This is a genomic window from Peribacillus muralis (assembly GCF_001439925.1).
GTDB lineage: Bacteria > Bacillota > Bacilli > Bacillales > DSM-1321 > Peribacillus > Peribacillus muralis.
Genome location: NZ_LMBV01000004.1, coordinates 76,899 through 101,453 on the forward strand (window position 1 = coordinate 76,899; position 24,555 = coordinate 101,453).

At 42.3% G+C, this 24,555-nt stretch carries 27 protein-coding genes and 1 pseudogene; 25 read left to right on the forward strand and 3 right to left on the reverse strand.

The annotated features are described in order from the left end of the window. Positions 1–21: 21 nt before the first annotated feature. From ASU00_RS06920 to ASU00_RS06965, 10 genes are all read left to right on the forward strand, one after another. Positions 22–816, forward strand: coding sequence for a thymidylate synthase (locus ASU00_RS06920; protein ID WP_057912726.1), 795 nt, complete (start codon positions 22–24; stop codon positions 814–816). After that, the gene (locus tag ASU00_RS06925) at positions 813–1,298 is read left to right on the forward strand and encodes a dihydrofolate reductase (RefSeq protein WP_057912727.1); all 486 of its coding nucleotides are present in this window, start codon (positions 813–815) and stop codon (positions 1,296–1,298) included. The genes ASU00_RS06920 and ASU00_RS06925 overlap by 4 nt, the downstream gene beginning before the upstream one ends. 147 nt (positions 1,299–1,445) lie before the next feature. Continuing rightward, positions 1,446–2,714 carry a threonine ammonia-lyase IlvA gene (gene ilvA, locus ASU00_RS06930; RefSeq protein ID WP_057912728.1) on the forward strand — a complete coding sequence of 423 codons (1,269 nt, stop codon included), beginning with the start codon at positions 1,446–1,448 and terminating at the stop codon, positions 2,712–2,714. Between the two features lie 192 nt (positions 2,715–2,906). Next, positions 2,907–3,098 carry a twin-arginine translocase TatA/TatE family subunit gene (tatA, locus tag ASU00_RS06935; protein ID WP_057912729.1) on the forward strand — a complete coding sequence of 64 codons (192 nt, stop codon included), beginning with the start codon at positions 2,907–2,909 and terminating at the stop codon, positions 3,096–3,098. A gap of 80 nt (positions 3,099–3,178) precedes the next feature. Beyond that, positions 3,179–3,925 (forward strand): twin-arginine translocase subunit TatC, encoded by a 747-nt coding sequence (tatC, locus tag ASU00_RS06940; protein ID WP_057912730.1) that lies wholly within the window; start codon positions 3,179–3,181, stop codon positions 3,923–3,925. A 155-nt stretch (positions 3,926–4,080) separates the two neighbouring features. Beyond that, on the forward strand, positions 4,081–4,326 hold the full coding sequence (locus ASU00_RS06945; RefSeq protein WP_236712621.1) for a DUF2535 family protein: 246 nt from the start codon (positions 4,081–4,083) through the stop codon (positions 4,324–4,326). Positions 4,327–4,539: 213 nt separating this feature from the next. Continuing rightward, complete coding sequence (locus ASU00_RS06950) at positions 4,540–5,382, forward strand: DegV family protein (protein WP_057912732.1); 843 nt, start codon at positions 4,540–4,542, stop codon at positions 5,380–5,382. Positions 5,383–5,506: 124 nt separating this feature from the next. Beyond that, positions 5,507–6,097: an SCO family protein gene (locus tag ASU00_RS06955; RefSeq protein WP_057912733.1), complete on the forward strand. Its 591-nt coding sequence runs from the start codon at positions 5,507–5,509 to the stop codon at positions 6,095–6,097. A 260-nt stretch (positions 6,098–6,357) separates the two neighbouring features. Next, positions 6,358–7,200: an SGNH/GDSL hydrolase family protein gene (locus tag ASU00_RS06960; protein ID WP_057912734.1), complete on the forward strand. Its 843-nt coding sequence runs from the start codon at positions 6,358–6,360 to the stop codon at positions 7,198–7,200. Further along, positions 7,197–7,784, forward strand: a complete 588-nt coding sequence (locus ASU00_RS06965; protein WP_057912735.1) for a YpmS family protein — start codon at positions 7,197–7,199, stop codon at positions 7,782–7,784. The genes ASU00_RS06960 and ASU00_RS06965 overlap by 4 nt, the downstream gene beginning before the upstream one ends. A gap of 49 nt (positions 7,785–7,833) precedes the next feature. Here ASU00_RS06965 and ASU00_RS06970 read toward each other — a convergent pair whose 3' ends face one another. Continuing rightward, positions 7,834–8,577 (reverse strand): DUF4397 domain-containing protein, encoded by a 744-nt coding sequence (locus ASU00_RS06970; protein ID WP_057912736.1) that lies wholly within the window; start codon positions 8,575–8,577, stop codon positions 7,834–7,836. A gap of 222 nt (positions 8,578–8,799) precedes the next feature. Between ASU00_RS06970 and msrA the strand changes: the two genes are divergently transcribed. Continuing rightward, positions 8,800–9,291, forward strand: coding sequence for a peptide-methionine (S)-S-oxide reductase MsrA (gene msrA / locus ASU00_RS06975; RefSeq protein WP_377364902.1), 492 nt, complete (start codon positions 8,800–8,802; stop codon positions 9,289–9,291). Next, the gene (msrB, locus tag ASU00_RS06980) at positions 9,278–9,709 is read left to right on the forward strand and encodes a peptide-methionine (R)-S-oxide reductase MsrB (RefSeq protein WP_201786281.1); all 432 of its coding nucleotides are present in this window, start codon (positions 9,278–9,280) and stop codon (positions 9,707–9,709) included. Before msrA ends, msrB begins: the two co-directional genes overlap by 14 nt. A 65-nt stretch (positions 9,710–9,774) precedes the next feature. On the opposite strand, the gene ASU00_RS06985 is transcribed toward msrB, so the two are convergent. Further along, positions 9,775–10,869, reverse strand: coding sequence for an SGNH/GDSL hydrolase family protein (locus ASU00_RS06985; RefSeq protein WP_057912739.1), 1,095 nt, complete (start codon positions 10,867–10,869; stop codon positions 9,775–9,777). 298 nt (positions 10,870–11,167) lie between these two features. Here ASU00_RS06985 and ASU00_RS24380 point away from each other — a divergent pair, with 298 nt between their 5' ends. The 3 genes from ASU00_RS24380 to ASU00_RS06995 all read left to right on the forward strand — a co-directional run bounded on the left by ASU00_RS24380 (position 11,168) and on the right by ASU00_RS06995 (position 13,082). Next, on the forward strand, positions 11,168–11,329 hold the full coding sequence (locus ASU00_RS24380) for a YjcZ family sporulation protein (RefSeq protein WP_082630188.1): 162 nt from the start codon (positions 11,168–11,170) through the stop codon (positions 11,327–11,329). A 228-nt stretch (positions 11,330–11,557) separates the two neighbouring features. Beyond that, a complete protein-coding gene (locus ASU00_RS06990) occupies positions 11,558–12,532 on the forward strand; it encodes a S66 peptidase family protein (protein WP_057912740.1) in 975 nt (324 codons plus the stop codon). A 220-nt stretch (positions 12,533–12,752) separates the two neighbouring features. Continuing rightward, the gene (locus tag ASU00_RS06995; RefSeq protein ID WP_057912741.1) at positions 12,753–13,082 is read left to right on the forward strand and encodes a hypothetical protein; all 330 of its coding nucleotides are present in this window, start codon (positions 12,753–12,755) and stop codon (positions 13,080–13,082) included. A gap of 77 nt (positions 13,083–13,159) precedes the next feature. Here the strand turns inward: ASU00_RS06995 and ASU00_RS26050 are convergent. Beyond that, positions 13,160–13,319 (reverse strand): annotated as a pseudogene (locus ASU00_RS26050) (IS5/IS1182 family transposase); the annotation flags it as partial. 587 nt (positions 13,320–13,906) lie between these two features. Here ASU00_RS26050 and ASU00_RS07000 point away from each other — a divergent pair. The 10 genes from ASU00_RS07000 to ASU00_RS07045 all read left to right on the forward strand — a co-directional run bounded on the left by ASU00_RS07000 (position 13,907) and on the right by ASU00_RS07045 (position 24,523). Next, positions 13,907–15,253: an aspartate aminotransferase family protein gene (locus ASU00_RS07000; RefSeq protein WP_057912742.1), complete on the forward strand. Its 1,347-nt coding sequence runs from the start codon at positions 13,907–13,909 to the stop codon at positions 15,251–15,253. Between the two features lie 17 nt (positions 15,254–15,270). After that, positions 15,271–15,984 (forward strand): CoA transferase subunit A, encoded by a 714-nt coding sequence (locus tag ASU00_RS07005; protein ID WP_057912743.1) that lies wholly within the window; start codon positions 15,271–15,273, stop codon positions 15,982–15,984. After that, a complete protein-coding gene (locus ASU00_RS07010; RefSeq protein WP_057912744.1) occupies positions 15,951–16,616 on the forward strand; it encodes a 3-oxoacid CoA-transferase subunit B in 666 nt (221 codons plus the stop codon). The genes ASU00_RS07005 and ASU00_RS07010 overlap by 34 nt, the downstream gene beginning before the upstream one ends. Before the next feature lie 9 nt (positions 16,617–16,625). Further along, on the forward strand, positions 16,626–17,897 hold the full coding sequence (locus ASU00_RS07015) for a peptidase (RefSeq protein ID WP_057912745.1): 1,272 nt from the start codon (positions 16,626–16,628) through the stop codon (positions 17,895–17,897). Between the two features lie 80 nt (positions 17,898–17,977). Next, the gene (gene ablB / locus ASU00_RS07020; RefSeq protein WP_057912746.1) at positions 17,978–18,826 is read left to right on the forward strand and encodes a putative beta-lysine N-acetyltransferase; all 849 of its coding nucleotides are present in this window, start codon (positions 17,978–17,980) and stop codon (positions 18,824–18,826) included. An 83-nt stretch (positions 18,827–18,909) separates the two neighbouring features. Beyond that, the gene (locus tag ASU00_RS07025; protein ID WP_413783510.1) at positions 18,910–20,289 is read left to right on the forward strand and encodes a sigma-54 interaction domain-containing protein; all 1,380 of its coding nucleotides are present in this window, start codon (positions 18,910–18,912) and stop codon (positions 20,287–20,289) included. A gap of 123 nt (positions 20,290–20,412) precedes the next feature. Then, positions 20,413–21,816, forward strand: coding sequence for a lysine 2,3-aminomutase (gene kamA / locus ASU00_RS07030; RefSeq protein WP_057912748.1), 1,404 nt, complete (start codon positions 20,413–20,415; stop codon positions 21,814–21,816). Between the two features lies 1 nt (position 21,817). Then, positions 21,818–22,096 (forward strand): YokU family protein, encoded by a 279-nt coding sequence (locus ASU00_RS07035; RefSeq protein ID WP_057912749.1) that lies wholly within the window; start codon positions 21,818–21,820, stop codon positions 22,094–22,096. Positions 22,097–22,499: 403 nt separating this feature from the next. Continuing rightward, entirely contained in the window at positions 22,500–22,742 is a 243-nt protein-coding gene (locus ASU00_RS07040; RefSeq protein ID WP_057912750.1) for a YozE family protein, read from the forward strand. A 14-nt stretch (positions 22,743–22,756) separates the two neighbouring features. Continuing rightward, entirely contained in the window at positions 22,757–24,523 is a 1,767-nt protein-coding gene (locus ASU00_RS07045) for an ATP-binding protein (protein WP_057912751.1), read from the forward strand. Positions 24,524–24,555: the final 32 nt, after the last annotated feature.

Here is a 24,555-nt window from a genome sequence, read left to right on the forward strand (position 1 = left end):
ATGTAGAAAAGGTGGTAAAGCATGAAGCAATATTTGGATTTATGTAAGCATGTCCTGGAAAATGGCTCTCAAAAAGGCGATCGTACGGGAACAGGAACGATCAGTACCTTTGGTTATCAAATGAGATTCAATTTAAAAGAAGGATTTCCTGTCCTGACGACGAAAAAGGTTAGTTTAAAGGCGATCATCCATGAATTATTATGGTTTTTGAAGGGAGATACGAACGTAAGCTACCTTCAGGAAAATAGCGTGCGCATCTGGAATGAATGGGCCGATGAAGCTGGGGAACTAGGACCGATATACGGTCATCAATGGCGTTCATGGGGAACGGCTGATGGCAGGCAAATCGATCAAATCAGCGAATTGATCGAGCAAATCAAAACGAATCCCAATTCAAGAAGGTTGATCGTGAGTGCATGGAATGTTGGGGAATTGGATGAGATGGCCTTGCCGCCTTGTCATGCTTTCTTTCAATTCTATGTGGCTGACGGCAAGCTCTCGTGCCAGTTATATCAACGTTCGGCGGATGTTTTTTTAGGAGTTCCCTTTAATATAGCTTCGTATGCCCTGTTAACGATGATGATTGCTCAGGTGTGCGATTTGGAAGTGGGGGAATTTGTACATACATTTGGGGATGTCCATATTTATTCTAACCATCTGGAACAGGTGGAGCTGCAATTGACTCGTGACCCTAAACCATTGCCAATCATGAAAATAAATCCGGAAGTGAAAAATATCTTTGATTTCAGCTTCGAGGACTTCGTACTGGAAAATTATGAAGCACATCCCCATATTAAGGGTGAGGTAAGCATATGATTTCGTTGATAGTCGCCATGGATCAAAACCGTGTGATTGGTAATGATAATCAACTGCCGTGGCATTTGCCGGCAGATCTGCAATATTTTAAAAAAGTGACGTTGGGCCATCCAATTGTCATGGGAAGAAAAACATTCGAATCGATTGGCAGGGTGCTGCCTGGAAGGGAAAATGTCATCGTTACCCGCAATCAGGGTTTCAAGGCGTTCGGCTGTGTGGTCTTACATGATATTTCCCAAATCAAAACGTATGCAGACAATCGAGATGACGAGGTATTTGTGATTGGCGGGGCCGAAATCTTTAAAGAAATCCTGCCATTTGCCGATCGATTATACATTACCGAGATTCATGAAACCTTTGAGGGTGATACGTTCTTCCCCGTAATTGATGAAAATGATTGGGAAAAGATCTCCTCGATTCAAGGAAACGTCGATGAAAAAAATCGCTTTGCACATGATTTTAATATTCTACAAAAAAAATAACCGACAAATCCGACCATGGAGAAAACCCATGATCGGATTTTTTTTATGGTATGAACAAAAGAAAGAATTTTTAGAAAAATCAATTACATTAGCGACAGTAAAGTGCTATAATGATTGAATTGATTAGGAAGGAAATGAGGGATTGTTATGAATAAGACAGCATCAATGAATAGGGGGATCCAATTGGAAGATATTCTAATTGCCTACAGAGAACTGAAAGACATTGTTCTACATACTCCTCTACAAAAAAATCAGAGGCTATCTGATAAATATGATTGTAATGTTTATTTAAAACGCGAGGATCTTCAACATGTCCGCTCCTTTAAATTAAGAGGGGCATTTTACAAAATGAAAAGTTTGACCCTTGATGAGACGAGGAATGGTGTGATATGTGCCAGTGCTGGTAACCATGCACAAGGTGTCGCTTTTTCCTGCAGTCAGTTAGGGATCCACGGGAAAATCTTTATGCCGGCCACGACGCCAAGGCAAAAGGTCGATCAAGTGCAGCTTTTCGGCAAGGATAATGTGGAAATCGTTCTGGCCGGTGATACATTCGATGATGCCTTTGCGATGGCGATGGAATGTTGTGAAGAAGAGGAGCGCACTTTCATTCATCCATTTGACGATGATAAAGTAATTGCTGGTCAGGGTACGACCGCTGTTGAAATCCTCAATGATTGTGAAGATGAAATTGATTATGTCTTCGCGGCAATCGGTGGTGGCGGACTGATGGCTGGTGTATCCAGTTATTTCAAATTGGTTTCTCCCAATACGAAATGCATTGGAGTGGAGCCGCTTGATGCAGCTTCGATGGAATATTCTTTTAAGGAAGGGAAGGTTACGGAGCTTGAAAGCATAGATACCTTTGTCGATGGTGCAGCTGTCAAGTGCGTAGGCCAGAAGACATATCGGTTATGTAAAGAAAACCTCAAAGATATCGTTGTCGTTCCTTCCGGGCAAATCTGTACGACGATCCTTGATTTATATAATCAGCATGCAATCGTCGCCGAGCCAGCAGGGGCAATATCCGTAGCGGCTTTGGATTTGTACAAAGAGCAAATTAAAGGGAAGACGGTTGTTTGCATGGTCAGCGGAGGGAACAACGATATTGGCCGGATGCAGGAAATTAAGGAGAAATCTTTATTATATGAAGGGCTGCTTTATTATTTTATCGTGAATTTCCCACAACGCGCGGGAGCATTAAGGGAATTCCTTGATGAGGTGTTAGGGCCGAATGACGATATTAGCCGTTTTGAATATACGAAGAAAAACAATAAAGAAAGCGGGCCGGCTTTGGTGGGGATCGAGTTGAAAGTAAGGAATGATTATGAGGGACTCATCCAAAGAATGAATAAAAAAGGATTCTCATTCGTCGAGGTCAATAAAGACAGTAATTTATTTCACCTGTTGATTTAAACAGCGGACACATGATAAGTTAGGATAGAATAATTCATAGGTTTTTACTTTTATTCTACCTTCCCAGTCATAACGAGCATTTTGCCGATACTTGTTGCCGTTGTATGACGGATAGTCGGTTTACTTTCAAATGGTTGGAAATGGTATTATAATCAAGGTAGGTTTAATTATAACACCAAAGGGGTTGTATCCATGTCGAACATTGGAGTACCTGGTCTAATTCTCATCCTGGTATTGGCACTAATAATATTCGGTCCGAAGAAACTTCCAGAGATTGGCCGTGCATTTGGACAAACGCTTCGTGAATTTAAAAAGTCCACGAGTGAATTAACAAAAGGCGATTATGAAGAAGATAAGAAATTACAACAAAAAAATCATGAATGATTAAATGGTGGGCGTAAGATGGATTCGTCTTGCGCCTTTATGCTTAAACTTTGATACTGATTTTGAAGGCGTGATCAATTTTGGAAGATAAAGAATTAAATATCATCGATCATCTTGATGAATTAAGAAAGCGGCTCATCATTACTGCTGTTGCTTTTCTCATCTTTTTTATCGCCAGTTTTATTTATGTTGAACAGATTTATCATTGGTTCGTGAAGGATTTAGATTTTGACTTGATGGTGTTGGGTCCGAGTGATATCATTTGGATTTACTTCATGCTTTCAGGCGTGGTAGCCATCGCAGCAACGATACCGATAATTGCCCTGCAAATCTGGTTATTCGTTAAGCCAGCCTTGATGCCAAATGAAGTACGGGCGACGCTTTCCTATATCCCAGCGCTTTTCCTGCTATTTATCGGAGGACTGGCTTTCGGTTATTTCGTTATTTTTCCAACGATCCTCCAGTTCTTGATAGAATTGGGGGATGGGATGTTCATAACGAGTTTCACGGCGGAAAAATACTTTTCTTTCGTCTTTAATATGACCATGCCCTTTGCAGTACTGTTCGAGCTTCCTGTCGTTACGATGTTTTTGACCTCCATTGGCATCATCAATCCATTCGTGCTGCAAAAGTTAAGGAAATATGCATACTTTGTACTGGTGGTCATCGCCATATCGATTACGCCCCCTGACTTTGTGTCAGACTTCCTTGTAATGGTTCCATTGCTGTTATTGTATGAAATCAGCATTTCCTTATCCAAGGTCGTCTATAAGCGCAAGCTGAAGCGGGAAGGAATGCGCGACGGTAATATCGAAGAAGGTATATGAAAAAAGGTCCATGAAGGGATTAGTCCATCATGGGCCTTTTTGAATTCTCGAAACGTGCATGATTTGTCCGTATTTTTACACATTTGAATATTTATACTTTTGGGTTTATTGTGTATAATGTAAGCAATCGGTTAAAAATGAGGATTGATAATTTGATGTTCAAATGCTTGGAATTCAAAGATTGTTTTGGACATAAGGTCACAATATCAGAAATACCTGTCTTACTGCCAAGTGATCCGAATTTTTTTATGTTGACCATGCGTTTGGAAATATTCGTAAAGAAAGTTTTTGCCAATAAAGATCATAAACAATGTTACTCATTTAAGCAATATTTAGCATCCGTACTCAAATGGCCTGTATACAACAAAATTTTTCCTGGGAATTTACTTAATAATGCTTAATGCGGACTGTTCCATCGCTGACTTATCCGATACAACAGATGCCACGAATTACAAGAGATATCTAATGAAGCGGCATATGTGTAAGGTTAGTGTATGGAATGGTCTTTTTTTGTGTAATCTTTTCGAGGTGAAGCCCTTGATATAAAAAAAGTTTGAAAGCTTGCCTTGAGTAGGTATAATACAATAGATATGTTAATTTAGGGATGTGTATTGATGAATAAAATTAAAATTGTAACAGACTCGACGGTGGATATGACACCTGAAGAACTGGAATATTATGATATCACCATGGTTCCTTTATCGATTTCCATTGATGGGGAGACTTTTTTGGATAAGGTTGAAATCGAGCAAGTTGAATTTTTGCAAAGGATGAATCAGGCAAAAGAACTTCCAAAGAGCTCGCAACCTGCGGTAGGAACTTTTGTAGAGGTCTACGATGAAATTGGCAATGACGGCACGGAGATCCTGTCGATTCATATGACCGGTGGTATGAGCGGTACTGTACGCTCGGCGGAGAGTGCGGCAAGCATGTCAGACGCAAAGGTTACCGTTTTTGATTCGCAATTCATTTCTAAAGCGATGTCATTCCAGGTGATCGAAGCTGCAAAACTTGCCAAGGAAGGGAAATCCGTAACCGAGATAATTGAAAGGCTGGAGCAGATTAAGAAACAGTCAAGCTTGGTCATGGTCATAGAAACACTTGATAATCTTGTTAAGGGTGGCAGGATCGGGAAAGTCTCTGCTTTGATTGGTTCCCTGCTTCACATAAAGCCGATTGCTCATTTGGAGGATGGTGTACTGCATTCCGTTTCCAAAGCTAGAAGCCAGTCACAGGTCGTAAAGCTCCTCATCAAGAAATTCAAAGAAGATACGGAAGGTAAAAAAGTCAGGGGCATTGGTTTTGTCCATGTAAATGGTTTTGCAATGGCAGATAAAGTCCGCCAGGCGATTAGTGAATTATCGGGCTTCCAAGACATAAAAATAGAAGAAACGACCGCCGTTGTCAGTACCCATGCAGGTGAAGGCGCCTTGGCGATCATGTATTATTGGGACTGAACCGCGGTTGTAAAACCTAAAGCATTTATTTTCGCTCCATAGAAAGAGTTACTGTCCTCCTTTCAATGGTTCTGTTAGAATAGATGAAGTATCAGAATATTTTATACATAAAGGACGGGGTAGGATGAGGAAGCTGCATGTGCTGGTGGCAGCTATAGGGGCATCGATCCTTATGCTATTAACGGCATGCGGATCAACGGGTGTACCTGATGCGAAAAATTGGGATATTGAAGATTTTAGCTACAGCGATCAAGAAGGTAAGCCTTTTTCAAAAAGTGATCTCAAAGGTAAGGTTTGGGTAGCAGATTTCATTTTTACCAGCTGCGAGACAGTTTGTCTGCCGATGACTTCCAATATGGCGAAGCTGCAACAGCAATTGAAGGATGAAGGGATAAAGGATGTGGAATTCGTATCCTTTTCTGTTGATCCGGAAATAGATAAGCCGGATGTTTTGAAGAAGTTTGGTGATCAATTTAACGTGGATTATAGAAATTGGCATTTTTTGACTGGGTATGACCAACAAGAAATCGAGCAATTTGCACTGGATAACTTCAAGACGGTCGTCAAAAAACCTGAAAAAGAAGATCAAGTGATTCATGGAACGAGCTTTTTCCTTATGGATCAAGAAGGAAAAATCATTAGGGATTATACGGGGCTGCAGGATATCCCGTTTGAGGACATAATTAAGCATATAAAAATTTTACAGAATTATTGAACAGGTTACATGACCTGTTCTTTCTTATTTTCCATGCCTACACTGTTGGGGTTTGTGGGTCTGTCGATTAGTTTTTGAGGAAACGGCTCAACTTAAGAATGATTTTACATGCAAAGTAACATGCTAAATTTTATAGGACTAGCTTTAATTAACAACTTATTTCATATCATATGGTAGGATGGCTTATGATGGTGAAGGTATATTATTTGCAATCTTGCTTTTTCTTCATGATATAATATATGGGTAGGAAGGTGAGGGTCATGAGGTACAGAATCACCTGTCTTTTCATATGTATAGTTTGGATTTCAGGTTGCGGTCAAAGTGATATCGCTTCAAAGCAACCATCTGTTCAGCAGAAAAGCATCGTTAAGCTGAGTGAAAAGGAAACGATTCCTGCCAGCTTTTTTCCGGATCCTGTGAAAATCGTGTCAATTGGCGATTCCTTGACTCAAGGCGTCGGTGATAGCAAAGATAATGGCGGGTATCTGCCTTATTTACAAAATAAGCTGGAAAAAGAACCATCGATTACTTCCGTAGAGATGATTAATCATGGCATACGTGGAAATCGGACCGACCAACTTTTGAAAAGACTGGATAAGGCAAGAATAAAAGAAGACATCGAACAAGCTGATTCGATTGTTGTCACAATCGGTGGCAATGATATCATGAAGGTTTTTAAAAAGAATTTCTCGAATCTGGAACTGAATCAGTTTAAGTCGGCCAAGTTAGGGTATGAACAAAGATTAAGGCAGATACTTGATAAGGTGCGCTCCGAAAATGACCATGCCCAAATTTATCTTGTTGGCGTGTATAATCCATTTTCCAAGTGGTTCGGCGATTTTTATGAACTTGATCTAATCATGAATGATTGGAATGAAAGTGGTAAAGACATTATCGAAGAATATGAGTCAGCTCATTTTATTGAAATAGCAGACATTTTCAAGAATTCCGAGGAAGATTTGCTTTATGCTGAGGATTATTTTCATCCGAATGATCGTGGTTATGAATTGATTGCGACAAGAATTTATAATGACATGGATATCACCACTATTGGAAAGGACACGTTGGAAGCAAGTGCCAAAGGAGATGATGACCAAGAATGACAAAGGTCAAATGGAAGACTTTGTTTATTTCACTATTAGCTATAAACATCCTGGTCATCCTGTCCGTTCTGATTTTAGTTAATTTACCGGCTAAAGACGAAGAACTCATACCAAAGGTTAGCCACGAAGAAGATATCCAATTTCAAGTTCACACAAATCGCGAAGATTTGACACGATTAATCAATCAGTATCTTGATAAAGAAGGATTGACAGGTTCCATGCATTACGAAGTATATTTGACGGACGAGGTCGAATTGTATGGAACGATGCCATTTTTCAATCGTGAAGTGGAAATGAAATTAACATTTGAGCCTGTAGCCCAAAAGAATGGCGACTTGATCTTAAAGCAAAAATCGATTGCTGTCGGTCAAATGAACCTTCCTGTTTCATATGTAATGAATTTAATTAATGAACGCTACAATATGCCGGAGTGGGTCAGCATTAGACCAAATGACGAAAGTATTTACGTGTCGTTACAGGATATGGAATTGAAAAGTGACATCAGGGTCAAGGCGAAGAATTTCAATCTTGACCAGGATGACATTTCGTTTTTATTGACCGTCCCTTCATCGTTTCAGCGATAGTGTGAATAGTGATAAAAAACCAGGATCGACATGTCCTGGTTTTTTTCTTTTATGGAGATAACGTTAAGGTTTCTAGCCAGTCTGTTTCACGGTCCACTCCGGTTATATAAAGGGTAGAAGCTGTATTTTCCTTGAATTCCGTATTGAGCAATGAAGAAACGATTTGTTTCCCCCCTTTTTCCCTTATTTCTAAATCAACGATCATGGGATGGATCGTGAGGTAGTCGCTTGCTTGTTGGAAAGCGACTGCTTCAAACACGACATCGCCATCCTTGACGGCAATATCGACCGGCGGTATGGCGGCTGATAAATGGATGAAGCGAAACTTCGCTTCATGTTGTGGAACATATGGAAGATCTTTGAATGGTGAAATCGTTAAGGACTCATTGGCAAAAGCGGCAGCCAGCGTATAAGATGTCCCGCCTTCGAGCTCCATTTGCTGCCTGAGCAGAGGCAAACGGGTTTCTTCACTTCGGTATATGTCCAACTGGGACGTTCCAGAGGGCAAGGAGAGATAGCCACTGCTCTCTTTAAATGATAGATTTTTGATTAGGGATGCTCCGTTTACATGAACATCAATGGAGGGTGCAGCAGAAGCTGCTTGTAAAATCCTCACTTGTGCAGGGAGTATGACTTTCATTTGTTCATATTTTATTCGTTGAGCTGCTTTTTGAAGAGTTTTCAAGTGTTTATGGGAATAATACTCATGTAGCTGTGGATTGCTGTATTGATAATAAGACGATAATAAATCAAAAGTCTTCGCTTTTTGTAAAAATGATTGAGTATCGCTCATTTCCAAACACCTCGCATTTTTCCATTATGACTACAGCGTATGGAGGAATGCCTGGTTGTATGTCTGCCTTATGCATTAAGATGAAGAATGAAACGGCATATTATTTTACAGGACAAAATAAAAGCGTTAAAATTCATTAAATGAATCGTTTGTAAAAAGGGAGGATTTCTTTTGACGAAGCAATTAGAGAAAGCTACATTTGCAGGCGGGTGTTTCTGGTGCATGGTGAAACCGTTCGATGAGCAGCCTGGTATTGAATCCGTTATTTCCGGATATACCGGCGGGACAACGGAAAATCCTACATATAAGGAAGTTTGTTCTGAAACCACGGGACATTTTGAAGCTGTTCAAATCACCTTTGATCCAACAGTTTATCCATTTGAGAAGCTTGTCGAGTTGTTTTGGCAGCAGATCGACCCGACAGATGCCGGGGGGCAATTTTTTGACAGGGGCAGTTCTTACCAAACCGCAATTTTTTATCATGACGAAAAGCAACGGGAAATTGCTGAAGCATCCAAAGCCGAGCTTTCGGCGAGCGGCAAATTTTCGAAACCAATCGTAACGCCGATCATACGAGCTGCCACGTTTTACCCAGCAGAGACCTATCACCAGCATTATTATAAAAAGCAGCCTGAGCATTATGAAAGATATTCGATCGGCTCGGGCCGCAAAGCATTTATCCAAAACCACTGGGGGGATAATAATGAAAAATAAAGCAGAATTGAAACAAAAACTTTCACCGATACAATACGAAGTCACGCAAAACAATGGAACCGAACCAGCATTTAATAATGAATATTGGAACTTGAAGGAAGCCGGGTTATATGTGGACGTCGTTTCTGGCGATCCTCTTTTCACTTCAAAAGAAAAGTTCGATTCAGGCTGCGGTTGGCCAAGTTTTACAAAACCGCTTAAAGAAGAGGAAGTCGTGGAAAATCTTGATACGAGTTACGGGATGAGAAGAATCGAGGTTCGTTCAAAAACTGCCGATTCTCATCTTGGTCATGTATTCAATGATGGACCGGGACCATCCGGATTACGATACTGCATCAATTCCGCATCATTAAGGTTCATTCCACTCGAAGATCTCGAAAAAGAAGGGTACGGAGAATACAAAAAGCTGTTTGAATGAATGAAAACAGTCAGCATAAAAAAAACCCCGATTAATAATAATCGGGGTTTTTCCACTTCCTCATTTTAATCGGTGATGGTCGATGCAATCCGGACATACGGAATGGTGTCTTGGTCGAGTCCGAGTGCCTTGATTCTGCCTGCGACCTCAAAACGGACGGTATGTGTACCAGGCTCAAGCCCGTTTGTGATGAATATATATCTTTCCCGGGCGAAAGGCCACCATGTATTCAATGTCGTTATTTCATTGCCATCGATCCAGACTTTAACCTCTCCGCCATCCGGACTTCTAAGCAGCTTTACGCCAAGAATGCTTCCGTTGAAACGATAATCTAGCACACTGCCTTTTTCATTGCTAGTATAATAGCCGCCCCTTGGCCGGAAGCCCTCCATTTTTTTATAGTGAGTAACTTCCGATAGTTCTAATTCAGCATGGGCGTGAAGCTTGGAGGGAAGCGCTGCAACAGTCTTTTCCCGTTTTACGTTATCCTTGAAACGTTCATAAATGGCATTCGCATAAAATTTATAGCCAAGACCATTTGGATGAACGAGGTCTTTAGTCAACTGTTTTTCCGTTAAACCGGAATTCTTGAATATTGGCCGCATATCCACATTGGTGGCACCATAGTGGTGGGATAAACGCCCGATTGCGACTGCAAATTCGTTTTGCTTCAAGGAGCTTTCCGTTATCGTAAACAATTCTGCATGAGGATGGAGACGTTTTGCCTTTCTGATCAGGGCTTCATAGGTCATGGTGAAATCATCCACACTCATATATTTGCGATCATTTTCACCAAATACGATGAAAATCAAATCCTTATGTTCACGCTCTCTTCTTTGGGAAAGCTTAAAAAGCCCTTCAAAAGCTGTAGAACCACTTTGGACTACATAATCTCCGTGTAAGCGGGAATCATCGTTTTCGTTCATTTTATTTTCTAACTGCTTGAACCATGTCAAGCTAGGATTTTCAGCGCCAGATCCTCTGCCGATACTGTCACCAATTACAAGATATTGAATGGGCTGTCCTGATTGGAATTTTTGGTAAACGTTTATCGAATCATCTGATCCATAGGTTTTAGGAACTTTTTGAAGGATATAGCTGATAAGAAGAATCGTGGCGATGGCAGCGAAAGGGATGAAGGATTTTGCGTTCTTTTTCAATTGTGTTCCCCCGTTTAACCCTTTATGTATCCATTACAGGAATGAGATACCTTAAAGAGGCTAAGAATTGTTTTTTCCTTATTATATCCCAATTTCAACGTAACACAATAAAATATCAAACGTTTTTTGACATTTTTCATCGTTATTTTTATTGGCTCATTCCTTGAATGATGAAGCGGTTGATTCGAAAATTTTTACCTAAATCAAGAAAAATAGGCAAATACACAGACCAAGGCGGGCGTATTGACATATGGTAAGGTGTAAAGAGAAAACAGAATTCTAAAAGGAGTGAAACTTAATGTACGGATATGGTGGATATGGCGGAGGATACGGTTATGGTGGTAACTGCGGCGGTGGCGGTGGATACGGTGGCGGTTGCGGCGGATTTGGATCAGGCTTCGCATTAATCGTTGTCTTGTTCATTCTGTTGATTATCATCGGTGCTTCATTCTGTTGCTAATTGAATAACGAAAAGACCAGTTGAAAAGCTGGTCTTTCTTCATTTTTAGGGAAGGGTAAGGGATTTTCCCCGATTTAAACCTGACTTAAAAATGTCTAATAAATGGACGACAATCTAGAAAGCGGACAGACCATATCATGGAGGTGAAGAAGCCTTAAGCGTCTTGGTTTTTCTTTATTGACCAATTCTGCTAAAATAACGACAGATGTAATTAAGGGGGATATAGATATGAAACCTTCCCGTTTACAAGCAGGGGATGAAATACGCGTGATTGCACCTTCGAGAAGCTTGGCGATTGTCAAGGGCGAGCAACGGAGATTGGCCGAAGAAAGGTTGACGGAGCTTGGTTTTAAGGTGACCTATGGCAAAACGGCTTTGTTCCACGATGACTTTTTTTCGAATTCGATCGAGGATCGGATCGGGGATTTACATGAAGCATTCAAAGATCCGAATGTAAAAGGAATCTTCACAGCCATTGGGGGCTATAATGCCAATCAATTATTACGATATATCGACTACGATTTGATTGAAAAAAATCCTAAAGTGTTGATGGGTTATAGTGACATAACCGCCATTTTATTGGCCATCCATAAAAAAACTGGCTTAACTACATACTCTGGACCGCATTTTTCTACATTCGGGATGAAGGCCGGGCTTGAATATACGATGGAGCATTTCAAAAAGGCCACAATCGGAAGTGAAGGCTTCTATGTAGCACCAAGTGAAACGTGGAGTGATGATTCTTGGCATTTGGAACAGGATGACCGCACCTTCCACCCGAATGAGGGCTACATGGTCATCCAGGAAGGGGATGCAGCCGGGACGGTCATTGGCGGAAATCTTTGTACGCTCAATCTATTACAAGGTACAGAGTTCATGCCCTCCCTTGAAGATCGTATCCTATTCATAGAAGATGACGAAGAAAGTCATCCATTCAGTTTTGATCGAGATTTACAATCGTTGCTGCACCAGCCAGATGCAGGCGGGATTAAGGGAATCATCATCGGCCGTTTCCAAAAGGAATCGGGCATGACCGATTATGCGTTGCAGGAGATCATTGCAACAAAAAAAGAGCTAAAGGGCATTCCTGTCATCGCAAATGCCAATTTTGGCCATGTTCACCCATTCGTGACAGTGGCGAACGGTTCAAAGGCATCTATGAATGTGAAGAACGGAAAAGCAACGATTCATATCACTTCATAAATTCATATAAATGCGCCGTTCAGAGGTGGACGGTGTTTTAACCTGTTTGGACAGGCAGAAATATATTTTCGTTTTTGGCGTTTTTTAGGAGAGAGGCATTTAATTCGCTCTGGAAATTTCCTTGTTTAATAAGCATTATTAGGGAATATGAGTCTAATTGTTCAAATTCTATATTTTTCTGATATAATACTAAGAGATTTAAAATAGAAAAGGTGATTATGTGTTATTAACAATTCAAGCATCCAGTCGTTTAGAAGGGGCTTTGGCCGAGTATAATAAAAAGGGCCGAGTGAGCCATACTTGCTTCGTTTGTAACGAAGACACTTCCAATGGGGATGCAAGCAACTTGAACTACTATAAGCTAGGAACTAAAAAGGTATGTCTTTCTTGCATGAAAGATGTTTTGCGTCATTCATCTTTAAAAGAGTATGAATATGTACATACTTCCATTATCGATAAAACTGCTTTTTATAAAAATGTGCTGGCTGTTTTAAAGGATGAAAGTTTTTTGGAAACGATTCGTGAACAAAACCTAATACCCGCATTGTAGTTTGTACACAAAAGGGGTTCGGAATTTTAAAAATTCCGAACCCCTTTTGATATTCCTTCTAATTTTCCCCACTTAATCTAAGAGCTTGGTTTTGGAACTTTCCATGTCCAATTGGCCATCTTCGATGCATTCATGGCAGTGAAAGTAAGTGTTGCCTGTATGGATATTTTTCCTATTATTCTTAAAGTAGTTCCGCTAACCACGTTTTTCTTTTGCATCTGCGAAGACACGCTCGATTCTACGAAACAAATGATTCACTGGCACTAGTGGATCTAAGTAATCTTAACAAGATGATCACAGTTTAAGAAGTAAGTTTAGAAAACATCCCCATCACCTCAAGTTTTTTATCATTCAATTGTAAAACGATTAAAACTTTAGCAAAAAGGGTTCTTTCTACTTGGTAGAACTAACTTGATTGAAACGTAAGGCGCGACACTCCTGCGGGAAATGCGCGTCTTCGTGAGGCCCCGCAGGCGTAAGCCGAGGAGGCTCCCGGACCGCCCGCGGAAAGCGAGCACCTGTAGTGGAAAGCAACGGTCTAAGTATAAAACTGCGGGTAATTGGATTCCATCTTCGTTTTCACGCACGGATATAACGTTCAGAAAGTACACACCCTAAAAAATTCTGCAGACAAACTCAATTTTCCATCGAGTTTGTCTACAGTATGAAAGTGTATCTCTCGTGGATACACTTTTTTTGTCCGTTTTTGGGACAATTCTTCCCTTTACAAGCCTGAGGCAATTTCCTTAGCAAGATTACCGTACACAGGACATACACTTTATTATAATGCATGTGTTTTTTTAAGAGAAGGAGAGTGTGGGCTTATGGAGCAGTCCTCATTAATTAAGCCGGTCCTAGGCGGAGCCTACCCGACCATCAGTCATGGTCAAGGCGTTTTTTTATATGACAAAGAAGGTAAGGATTACTTGGATGCTTCTTCCGGTGCAGTTACTGCCAATATCGGCCATGGTGTGCAGGAAGTGATGGAGGCGATGGTCAAACAGGCTAAACAGGTTTCATTTGTTTATCGGTCACAGTTTACCAGTGAGGCCGCAGAAAAACTTGCCAACAAAATTGCTGAACTGACGAAAGGAGACCTGACGTATAGCTTTTTTGTAAACAGCGGCTCCGAAGCGACTGAAACTGCCTTGAAAATTGCCATTCAGCATTGGCAGGAAAAAGGAAAGCCAAAGAAGCAAAAAATCGTTTCGCGATGGATGAGTTATCATGGCATTACGATGGGTGCGCTCTCGATGTCTGGTCATCCGATTCGTCGGGAACGATTTACCTCCATGCTTGAATCATATCCTTCCGTGTCTCCGCCATATTGCTACAGGTGCCCACTTCAGCTTGACCCCCATACGTGCGGAATGGCCTGTGCCGCGGAATTGGAAGCATCGATCCGCAGAATTGGCAGTGACAATATTGCGGCCTTCATAGCCGAACCTGTCATCGGCGCTGCCGGCGGGGCCATCGTGCCACCTGACGGTTATTTTCGAAAACTTAAGGATATCTGCGAGGAGAATGAGATATTATTCATTGCCGATGAAGTCATGACAGGCTTTGGCCGGACCGGTAAGATGCTTGCCTGTGAATATTGGGATGTAGAACCGGATATCGTCACATTTGGTAAAGGGATGAGCGGCGGATATACTCCGATAGCTGCGGCAGTCATGACCAAAAAAGTGATGGATCCGATAATGGGAGGATCAAGGTCCATCATAGGCGGGCACACGCTTAGTGCGAATCCATTATCGTGTGCCGTTTCGTTAGCCGTATTGAACTACGTCGAGGAGCATGATCTTGTCGAGAAATCGGCCGACCGGGGGAAAGATCTGATTAATGGCCTGAGGAAGCTGGCGCGGAAGTATTCCTTTATCGGTGATATCCGTGGCAGAGGTTTATTGATTGGCCTCGAATTCGTCCAAGACATGGACACAAAGCTTCCCTTTCCAAAACCGGCAGCTGTGACCCAATCAATCATTGAATTGGGCATGAAAAATGGGATTCTCCTCTATCCTGCAGCAGCCGGCCTTGACGGTGTAACCGGATCTGCAATCATCATTTCCCCGCCGCTAACGATCACGGAAGAAGAATGTGCAGTACTGTTAATGAGGCTCGATATAACTTTTCAGCAATTAAATGAAACGATTGGTAAGTTGCGATCCTAACAAGGAAGTGAGTCGCTGTGCCAGAAAACACATTCGGGAAAATTTGCCGATTTGAAGAGGTTGTCCATCTTTTCAAAGATCACCAGTCGATCCTTTATGGGGGATTCGGTGGTATAGGGACACCTCCGGGCTTAATCAATCTGATTTTGGAGACAGGTATAAAGCATCTTACCTTGATTGGTAACGATACTGGTTTCCCCGAGATAGGCATCGGAAAACTGGTCACACAACGCCGTGCAAAAAAAATCATCGTTTCCCATATCGGTTCCAATCCCAACGCTGGTTCATTAATGAACAATGGTGAACTAGAGGTGGAGTTCTCGCCGCAAGGGACGCTTGTCGAGCGCATTAGGGCCGGCGGGATGGGGCTGGGCGGAATATTGACGGATATCGGCATAGAGGCCGATATCGTCCGGGACGGCAAGCAGACCGTCAAGCTTGGTGATGAACATTATTTAATTGAACCGGCATTAACGGCTGATATCGCGATTGTTTATGCAGAAATGGCAGATCCATATGGTAATTTGATATTTGATAAAACCGCCCGAAATACGAATCCGCTCGTAGCTATGGCCGGCAAAATCACGATTGTCGAAGCGAAGCATATCGTTTCGCTTGGCTCGATGGATGCTGAGGACATCATTGTACCGGGAGCCTTTGTAGATCATATCATTCCATCGAAAGGAGTCGATTGGAAATGGGCTTGGGAATCAAAGACAGAAATCGATTAGCTAAACGGGGTGCAGCTGAAATCAGCAATGGAATGCTGGTCAACTTAGGGATCGGCATTCCATCACTTGTCCCCAATCATCTCACCCATGATCATGATGTGATGTTTCATGCCGAGAATGGCCTTGTAGGAATGGGAAGTGCTCCTGACAAGGGCAAGGAAGATGCTTCTCTTTGCAATGCCGGTGGACAGCCAATCACCATCAGGGCCGGGGCTTCCTACTGCGATAGCACGGTTGCATTCGGCATGATACGGCGGGGCTTGGTGGATATCACGATTTTAGGCGCCCTTCAAGTCAGTGAGGCGGGGGACCTTGCCAATTGGATTGTCCCGGGTAGTCGCGTGCCGGGCATGGGCGGTGCCATGGAACTGGCGGCAAAGGCAAAAAAGGTCATTGTCTTAATGGAGCATTGTGATAAAAAGGGGATATCTAAAATAGTCGAATCATGTACGTTACCGTTAACGGCTAAAAAATGCGTACATATGATCATCACCGAGCTTGGCGTGTTTTCGATAACGAAGACAGGCCTCCTATTAACCGATATTTTTGCAGCCTGCAGCATTAGTGAAATCAGGTATAAGACCGAAGCCTCCTTTACTGTGTCCGACAACATCCATATTTTACAAGAATGAGAGAGGAGAATGGGTATGTATGAGGACAAAATAAGAACGTGGCTTGGTGATTCACGGACAAAGGCCATTCAATTGCTGCAAAAGCTGGTCCAGGAACCAAGCAAGAGAGGGCAGGAAGGAAGTGCACAAGCCATTGTAGTCGAGAAGTGCAGGCAACTTGGACTTGAAATAGATTTGTGGGAAATCGGGGATGAGCAGTTACGAAATCATCCTCATTTTTATTGTGACCGCAAGGATTTTAAAGGAAATCCGAATCTTGTCGCGATAAAAAGGGGTAGCGGTAACGGGAAGTCCCTTATTTTGAACGGTCATATTGATGTAGTTCCTGAAGGAGATCTTTCAGCATGGCAAGACGAACCGTATAGTGGCAGATTAATGGACGGAAAAGTATTCGGAAGGGGAACGACCGATATGAAGGGCGGTAATGTTTCCTTATTGCTGGCAATGGAAGCGATTGTCGAGTCCGGCATCCAATTAAAGGGAGATGTGATTTTTCAGAGTGTGATTGAAGAGGAAAGCGGCGGTGCCGGGACACTAGCTGCAGTCATGCGCGGATACAAAGCGGATGGGGCAATCATCCCGGAACCTACCAATATGAAACTCTTTCCCCTACAGCAGGGATCGATGTGGTTTCGGCTGATCGTAACAGGGAAGCCTGCTCATGGCGGCACAAGGTATGAAGGAGTTAGCGCCATTGATAAAGCAGTACTCGTCTTGAAGGAAATCAAGCAACTTGAACAAGAACGGAATGAGGCACTCCGTCATTCGCTCTATAAAAATGTCCCCATCCCGATTCCAATTAACATAGGAAGCATGAATAGCGGCAATTGGCCTTCTTCCGTCCCTGATATGGCCGTTCTTGAAGGACGATTCGGCATTGCCCCTACAGAAACCATGGAGGAGGCGCAAAGATCGCTCATACAGCGGATCGAGGCGATGAACGAACGTGATGAATGGTTCAAGGAAAAGCCGATTACATTGGAATGGTTTGGTGCCAGATGGCTGCCTGGCATTCTCGAAACGGACCATCCGCTCATGAAAACGATTGGAACAAATTATGAAAAGGTGAAGGGAAAAGCACCGATTGTAGAAGCATCTCCTTGGGCTACGGATGGGGGCTATCTGTCGAAGTTAGGATCAACCCCCGTCGTTGTATTTGGACCGGGAGAGACGAAAATGGCACACGATGCCAACGAATATATAGAAGTGGATAAAATGATGGAGGCTGCTGAAATCATCGCCTTGACCATTATTGATTGGTGTGAGATCGAACAAAAATAATCAATTTCCGAGAGGTCTGAATCCAAAAAGGGTCAGGCCTTTTGTTACAATGGTAAGTGAGTGTGAAAGGAGCGGGATGAATGGAAATGGGAATTATTGAAAAAAAAATTAAAAAGCAGCGCTGCACCATACAATTGACGATCGACCATTTTAATAAGCGAGTGAGGGTGGATGATTATCTCGGTCATTTTCAAGAATGCATCGTGGAATGTTTAAAGGTGGCCAATGAGATGGCAGCCGAGAAGATCATTTTCAAAGCACGTAAGGAAAACCTTCAGGAATTACTTTCTCGGGGCTTTTTATACGAAGGCAGCATCGATAAGTTCTTTTTGGGAAGCGACTGCTTTTTCCTTGTGAAATATACCAGGAATGAACGGCGAAACAGTGATGAATGGGATAAGGAAGATCGAATCCTCAGCGATGTTTTGAACCTGCCGAGTAAAGTGGGGCGGGATGAACCGCCGTTTGCTTATCAAGTTCGCAAGGCGGAGCTATCGGATGCCCAACAACTCGCAAAGCTGTACGGTAAAGTTTTCGAGGTGTATCCCACTCCGATGGATGATCCGGCATATGTAAAAAAATGCATCGAAAACGGAACGGTTTTTTATATCTATCATCATGATGGGCAGCTTGTCAGCGCCGCTTCAGCTGAAATCGATGCTTTTTACCATAATGCAGAAATCACCGATTGTGCGACATTGCCGGAACATCGGCAGTACGGGTTGATGAAGCATTTAATTGCTGAAATTGAAGACTATCTCATTTCACATGAAATATATTGCATCTATTCAATTGCCAGGTCGCTCTCATTCGGGATGAATGCGGCACTGCATCAGCATGGCTACTCCTATCGTGGGCGCCTCGCCAATAATTGTTACATCTTCGATAAACTTGAAGATATGAATCTATGGGTGAAAAATTACACATGACTGCTCAATTTTAGGCGGTTCATGGCAAGTTTTTGGCATTCCTTCATATACATGTAGCAAGAACGTTTTTGAGGGGGGATATGTTGCCGAGTGAATCATTTATTACACGTGAGGTACTGGAAGCAATATTGGATACGATTGATGAAGGGATTCATGTGATAGATCCAAACGGACAGACCATCTTTTATAACGGGGTTGCAGCGAAACATGATGGAATGAATAGAAGTGAAGTGCTAGGAAAACCATTGCTGGAAGCCTTTCCCTCATTAAATCATAAATCATCCACCTTACTGCGAGTCATCAAATCAGAAAAACCTATCTACAACTTTAGCCAATCCTATGTAAATGCACATGGCCGAATCATAGAGACGCTAAATACGACCCTCCCGATAAATGTAAAAGGAGTTATCGTTGGTGCCATTGAAATCGCTAAGGACTATTCAAGTGTAAAGAAATTATCTCAAAGGTTAGCAGATTTGGAAGGTTCGCTCAAGACAAGTGAAAATCCAGAAAAGAAGACGGAAATCGGCCAAATGCATTCGTTTTCGGAAATTTTAACGAGCGATCCACAGTTTAAAAGCTTGATATCACAAGGGAAGAAGGCAGCTCGATCTTCTTCCTCGGTTTTGGTTTATGGGGAGAGTGGTGTAGGAAAAGAGCTTTTTGTCCAAAGCATCCACAGAGATTCCGACCGTCGAAATGAGCCCTTCATCGCCCAAAACTGTGCAGCTTTACCGGGGAGTTTGTTGGAGTCGCTCCTATTCGGTACGGCTAAAGGTAGTTATACGGGTGCTTTGGAGCGCAAGGGATTGTTTGAATTGGCCGATGGCGGAACTTTGTTTTTGGATGAATTGCAGTCGATGCCAATTGACTTGCAGGCAAAGCTACTGCGGGTGTTGGAGGATGGATTCATCAGGAGGATAGGGGGTGCAAGAAGCGTGCAGGTGGATGTGAGGATCATTGCCGCGATGAATATCAATCCAAAAAACGCCGTTTCAGAAAACAAGCTAAGACCAGATTTATATTACCGGTTGAACGTCTTGAGTTACGAGCTGCCTCCGCTAAGAGAGCGTGTGAAAGATATTGAGCTTCTTACCGAGTATTTCATCTCCATTTATAATACGAAATTAGAAAAAACCATTAAAGGGATCGATGAGGAGACCAGGTTTTTTTTTCAAAAGTATCAATGGCCGGGTAATGTAAGGGAGCTGAAACACACGATTGAATACATGATGAACCATACCGAGCAGGATATTATGGTTCTTGAAGATTTGCCCCAATTATTAAAAAAACGAACATCTCCACCTGAAGAGATCCTTCCGCTTCGAAAGGCGATGCTTGAGATGGAAACAAAATTGATTACCGATGCACTCCTTCGAACAAATGGGAATGTTTTTCAGGCATCGAAGCTTTTGCAGATTCCGCGGCAGACGCTGCAATATAAAATCAGGAAACATATTTGAATGCAAAAAATCCGGATGCAATCGCTGCAGGCCGGATTTTTTTATCGGTAATGGAAATTTTCCCGGTCATTTTGGCACCTCTCTTGCATTTAATACTACTATCATAACTCAGGAGGTATGACCATGTTATTTGACTTATATAAGCCAGAGCGTAACTGGAAAGATATAGAGCTATGGAAAGATGTAACCGAAGAACAATGGAACAACTGGCTATGGCAGCTTACGAATACGATCCGCACCGTTGATGATTTGAAGAAAGTGATCGATCTCACTCCCGATGAAGAGGAAGGTGTTAGGATTTCCACTAAAACGATTCCGCTGAACATTACGCCATATTATGCCTCGTTAATGAATAAAGATGACCCACGGTGTCCGATCAGAATGCAGTCGGTCCCGATTTCGGAGGAAATGCATAAAACCAAATACGACATGGAAGATCCCTTACATGAAGATGAGGACTCGCCTGTTCCCGGTTTGACCCATCGATATCCTGATCGAGTCTTATTCTTGGTAACGAATCAGTGCTCAATGTATTGCCGGTATTGTACGAGAAGACGGTTTTCAGGGCAAATCGGCATGGGCGTGCCAAAAAAACAATTGGATGCGGCAATCGGCTATATCCGCGACACTCCAGCCGTGCGGGATGTGCTTATATCCGGCGGGGACGGGTTGCTTATCAATGACACGATCCTTGAATATATCCTCAAAAACTTAAGAGAAATCCCTCATGTTGAAATAATCAGAATCGGCACCCGGGCACCTGTCGTTTTTCCACAAAGAATAACGGAGAATTTATGTACCATCTTAAAAAAATATCACCCGATTTGGCTGAATACCCATTTCAACACTTCAATAGAAATTACCGAAGAGTCAAAAAAAGCGTGTGAGATGCTTGCCGATGCAGGTGTTCCTGTGGGCAATCAGGCTGTCATTTTGGCAGGGATAAATGACAGTGTCGCAATCATGAAGAAGCTGATGCATGACCTTGTCAAGATTCGTGTCCGTCCTTACTATATTTATCAGTGCGATCTTTCTGAAGGAATCGGTCATTTCAGGGCGCCCATCTCAAAAGGGATTGAAATCATTGAAGGACTCAGGGGACATACATCCGGGTATGCCGTCCCCACATTCGTCGTCGATGCGCCAGGAGGAGGAGGGAAGATCACGCTTCAGCCCAATTATATTCTTTCGCAATCTCCAACTAAAACGGTTCTCCGCAATTTCGAGGGCGTGATAACTACCTATCCAGAACCGGAGCATTATACACCTGGTTTGGCAGACGATTACTTCCAAGGAGTTTATCCGGATATCGAGGGGAAACGGTCAGATATAGGCATATCTGGGTTAATGAACGACAAGCATTTCAATTTAGTGCCTGAAGGATTGAAACGGATGAATCGAAGGGAAAATTATGTGACCAATCCAGAGCATGCTTCATTGAAGAACCAGCGGGAAAAGCGGGATTTGTTAAAGGAAAAGAAATTTCAGGCACAGCAAAAAAAGAGCACGCCAAAGGGGGATGAATAACATGGAGACATGTCCGTGGTGCGAGAAAGGGAAACTGACGGCGATTAATGGAACCGTATACTGGGAATTGCCGGATGGCACGAGAGCGGTAGAGATTACGGAAACCCCTTCCTCCCATTGTGAGCATTGCGATGCACTATTTCAAAGTGACGAAATCGTGAAGGAAATTGAAGATCAATTGTTTCTGATCGATTCTAAGCAGCTTGAAAAACAGACAAAGTACAGTGAGTTAATGAACATGAAAAGGCTGTTGAAACGTAACTACTTTGACTTTTCGTAAATATTGGTGAATATCCTTGCTAATCCCCTCATTCTAGCAGAACGAGTGTCTGAATGAAGGGGGTTTTTCTCATTTAAAGGCGCAAAGCCTTGTTTGATGGTCTAATTTATCAATGTCTCATTCATCCGGACAGGCATGACCGCCCCCAAAGCGAAAGCGTCAATACCGTACATAGTCGAACAGGAAATGTTTTCAATAAAGTTTCATTATTAACACTTGTAGAATGGTAGCCCGATAGTGTCTACAAACGAGGAACCGCTATTGATACTACTGGTGGAAACCGTTGTTTGTCCCTTAACATCATCCAGGAAAATCGCAGCGATTCCCAAAAGAGTGGACGGAAGGGAAAGATTCCGATATATTTAAGCAGAAATCAACGTTATTATTGGGGGAGCTCGACACTATGAGACCATTTTATTTATATTTAATGAAATTTCGACAACCGAAGGAAATTGACGATATTACTAAATTTGCCAATCACGCTTATGAGGATCACAGCTTTCCAAAACAGTCGACTGATTATAATGAAGTGAGCAGTTATTTAGAATTGAATGCTGACTACCTCGAAAGTATGTCTGTATTTGATCATGCTTGGGAAAAATACGTCCAAATTGAAGAAGGACTCCAGCAGGGTGATCAGGAATAGGGAGGAACGGAAGGATGCATAAAAGCCTTCAATCCCGTATTTTGCTTTATTCTATACTTATTGCAAGTGCACCTGTCCTGATTTTGGGGGTCATTTCCTATGATTCTCAACGTTCGCTGCTCGAAAAAGAAGCGAATAATAGTTTGAATGCAGGTTCAATGAATATTGTCAATGAAACCTATAGCTATTTGAACGAACGGATCAGTGATATGAAGCTGATGAGTAGAAATCCGGTAATCATGGATTCCCGCGCTCCAAAAGAAGAAAAGTCAGTTGAACTTAACAAGTTCATTGATGCAAAAGGCGATTATTACGGAGTATTGAATTTAGACTTGGAAGGAAATGTAACGGTAGATACTTCCAATAAAATGATGGGGGATAATCTCGCCAAGAAAATTTGGTTTAAAGAGGCGATGGAAGGTCATGAATTCCTTTCAGACCTCTATAAAACCCGAGCATACTCGGAGCCGATAATCGTCTTGAGCTCACCTGTGCATGATGTTACAGGGAAATTGATTGGAGTCGTGTCTCCGGCTTTCCGATTGGAAGGGCTTTGGGAGATGATGGAGAAAAAGGCTAATGATATTAGCGATAAGTACTCTGTGGATTTTTTCATGATGAACGAAGCTGGCACCATCATTTCCAAAAAGCACACGCCTGGTGTGCTTCCGGATTCTCCCTTGGATGAAATGGGGTTAACAAAAGGAAATTTGCTGGAAGCGTCGTTATCGGATGAACTGTATAGTGCTGAGAATGGCGAAAAAATCTATTCCATTCAGCCTGTCCATGCCGAAGTACAAACGGAGAATAAATGGTTTGTAGTTGTAGGTGCCGATAAGAAACAGGTGTTTCAGCCTTTGAATGACCTATTAACACGATATTTAACCATTTACAGCATCGTTTTTGTTTTCATTATCCTTGCTGTCTATCTTCTTACGAAATCGATTGTCAGGCCCGTTCAGGATCTAGTTGAGGCGACAGAGGATTTCATTGCTGGAAAGGAATTCACCGCTTCCGGCAATAGAAGCTTCGAGGAAATGGAAAAATTGAACGTTGCCTTCCAGGACATGATGGAGACGATTGAAGATCGCGAAAAGGAAATCGTCCGGACCGAAAAGTTAAAGTATGTTGGCCAGCTTGCCGCAGGGGTTGCCCATGAAATCAGGAACCCGCTGACGACAATAAAGGGTTTTTTCCAATTATTGAAGAGCGGGGATCATGATAAAAAGGTAATCAAAAAGTACAGTGACATCATGCTTCTTGAAGTCGACCGGGTCAATGCATTTGTGACCCAACTTTTGGATTTGGCAAAACCGCATCAACTGGAATGGGGGAATTTGGATCTAAGGGATTTCCTTGATGAAATACTGGATACTTATACATCTTCCGTTCAGAGCTATCATGTGAAATTTATTAATGGTGTGACAAAATCCGTTTTTGTTTATACCGACAGAAATCGCCTCCGACAGGTTCTATTGAATGTACTGAACAATTCTTGTGAAGCCTTCAATTCAAGCGGAACGATCGAACTCCAGCAAACCGCCGATTCCCAATATGTGAAATTAATGATCAAAGATGATGGAAAAGGGATCAGTCCAGAAAATTTAAAAAATATCGGCATGCCCTTTTATACGACTAAAGCGGATGGAAACGGGTTAGGGGTAGCAACCTGCATCCAAATCATGGAGGAATTAAAAGGCAAATTTCAAATAGAGAGTATATACAGTGAAGGGACGAAAGTGACCCTCATTATTCCCACTACCAACCGTCTCATAAAATGAGGCGGATTTTTTTTGTGGCAGTAAAAGAAGCA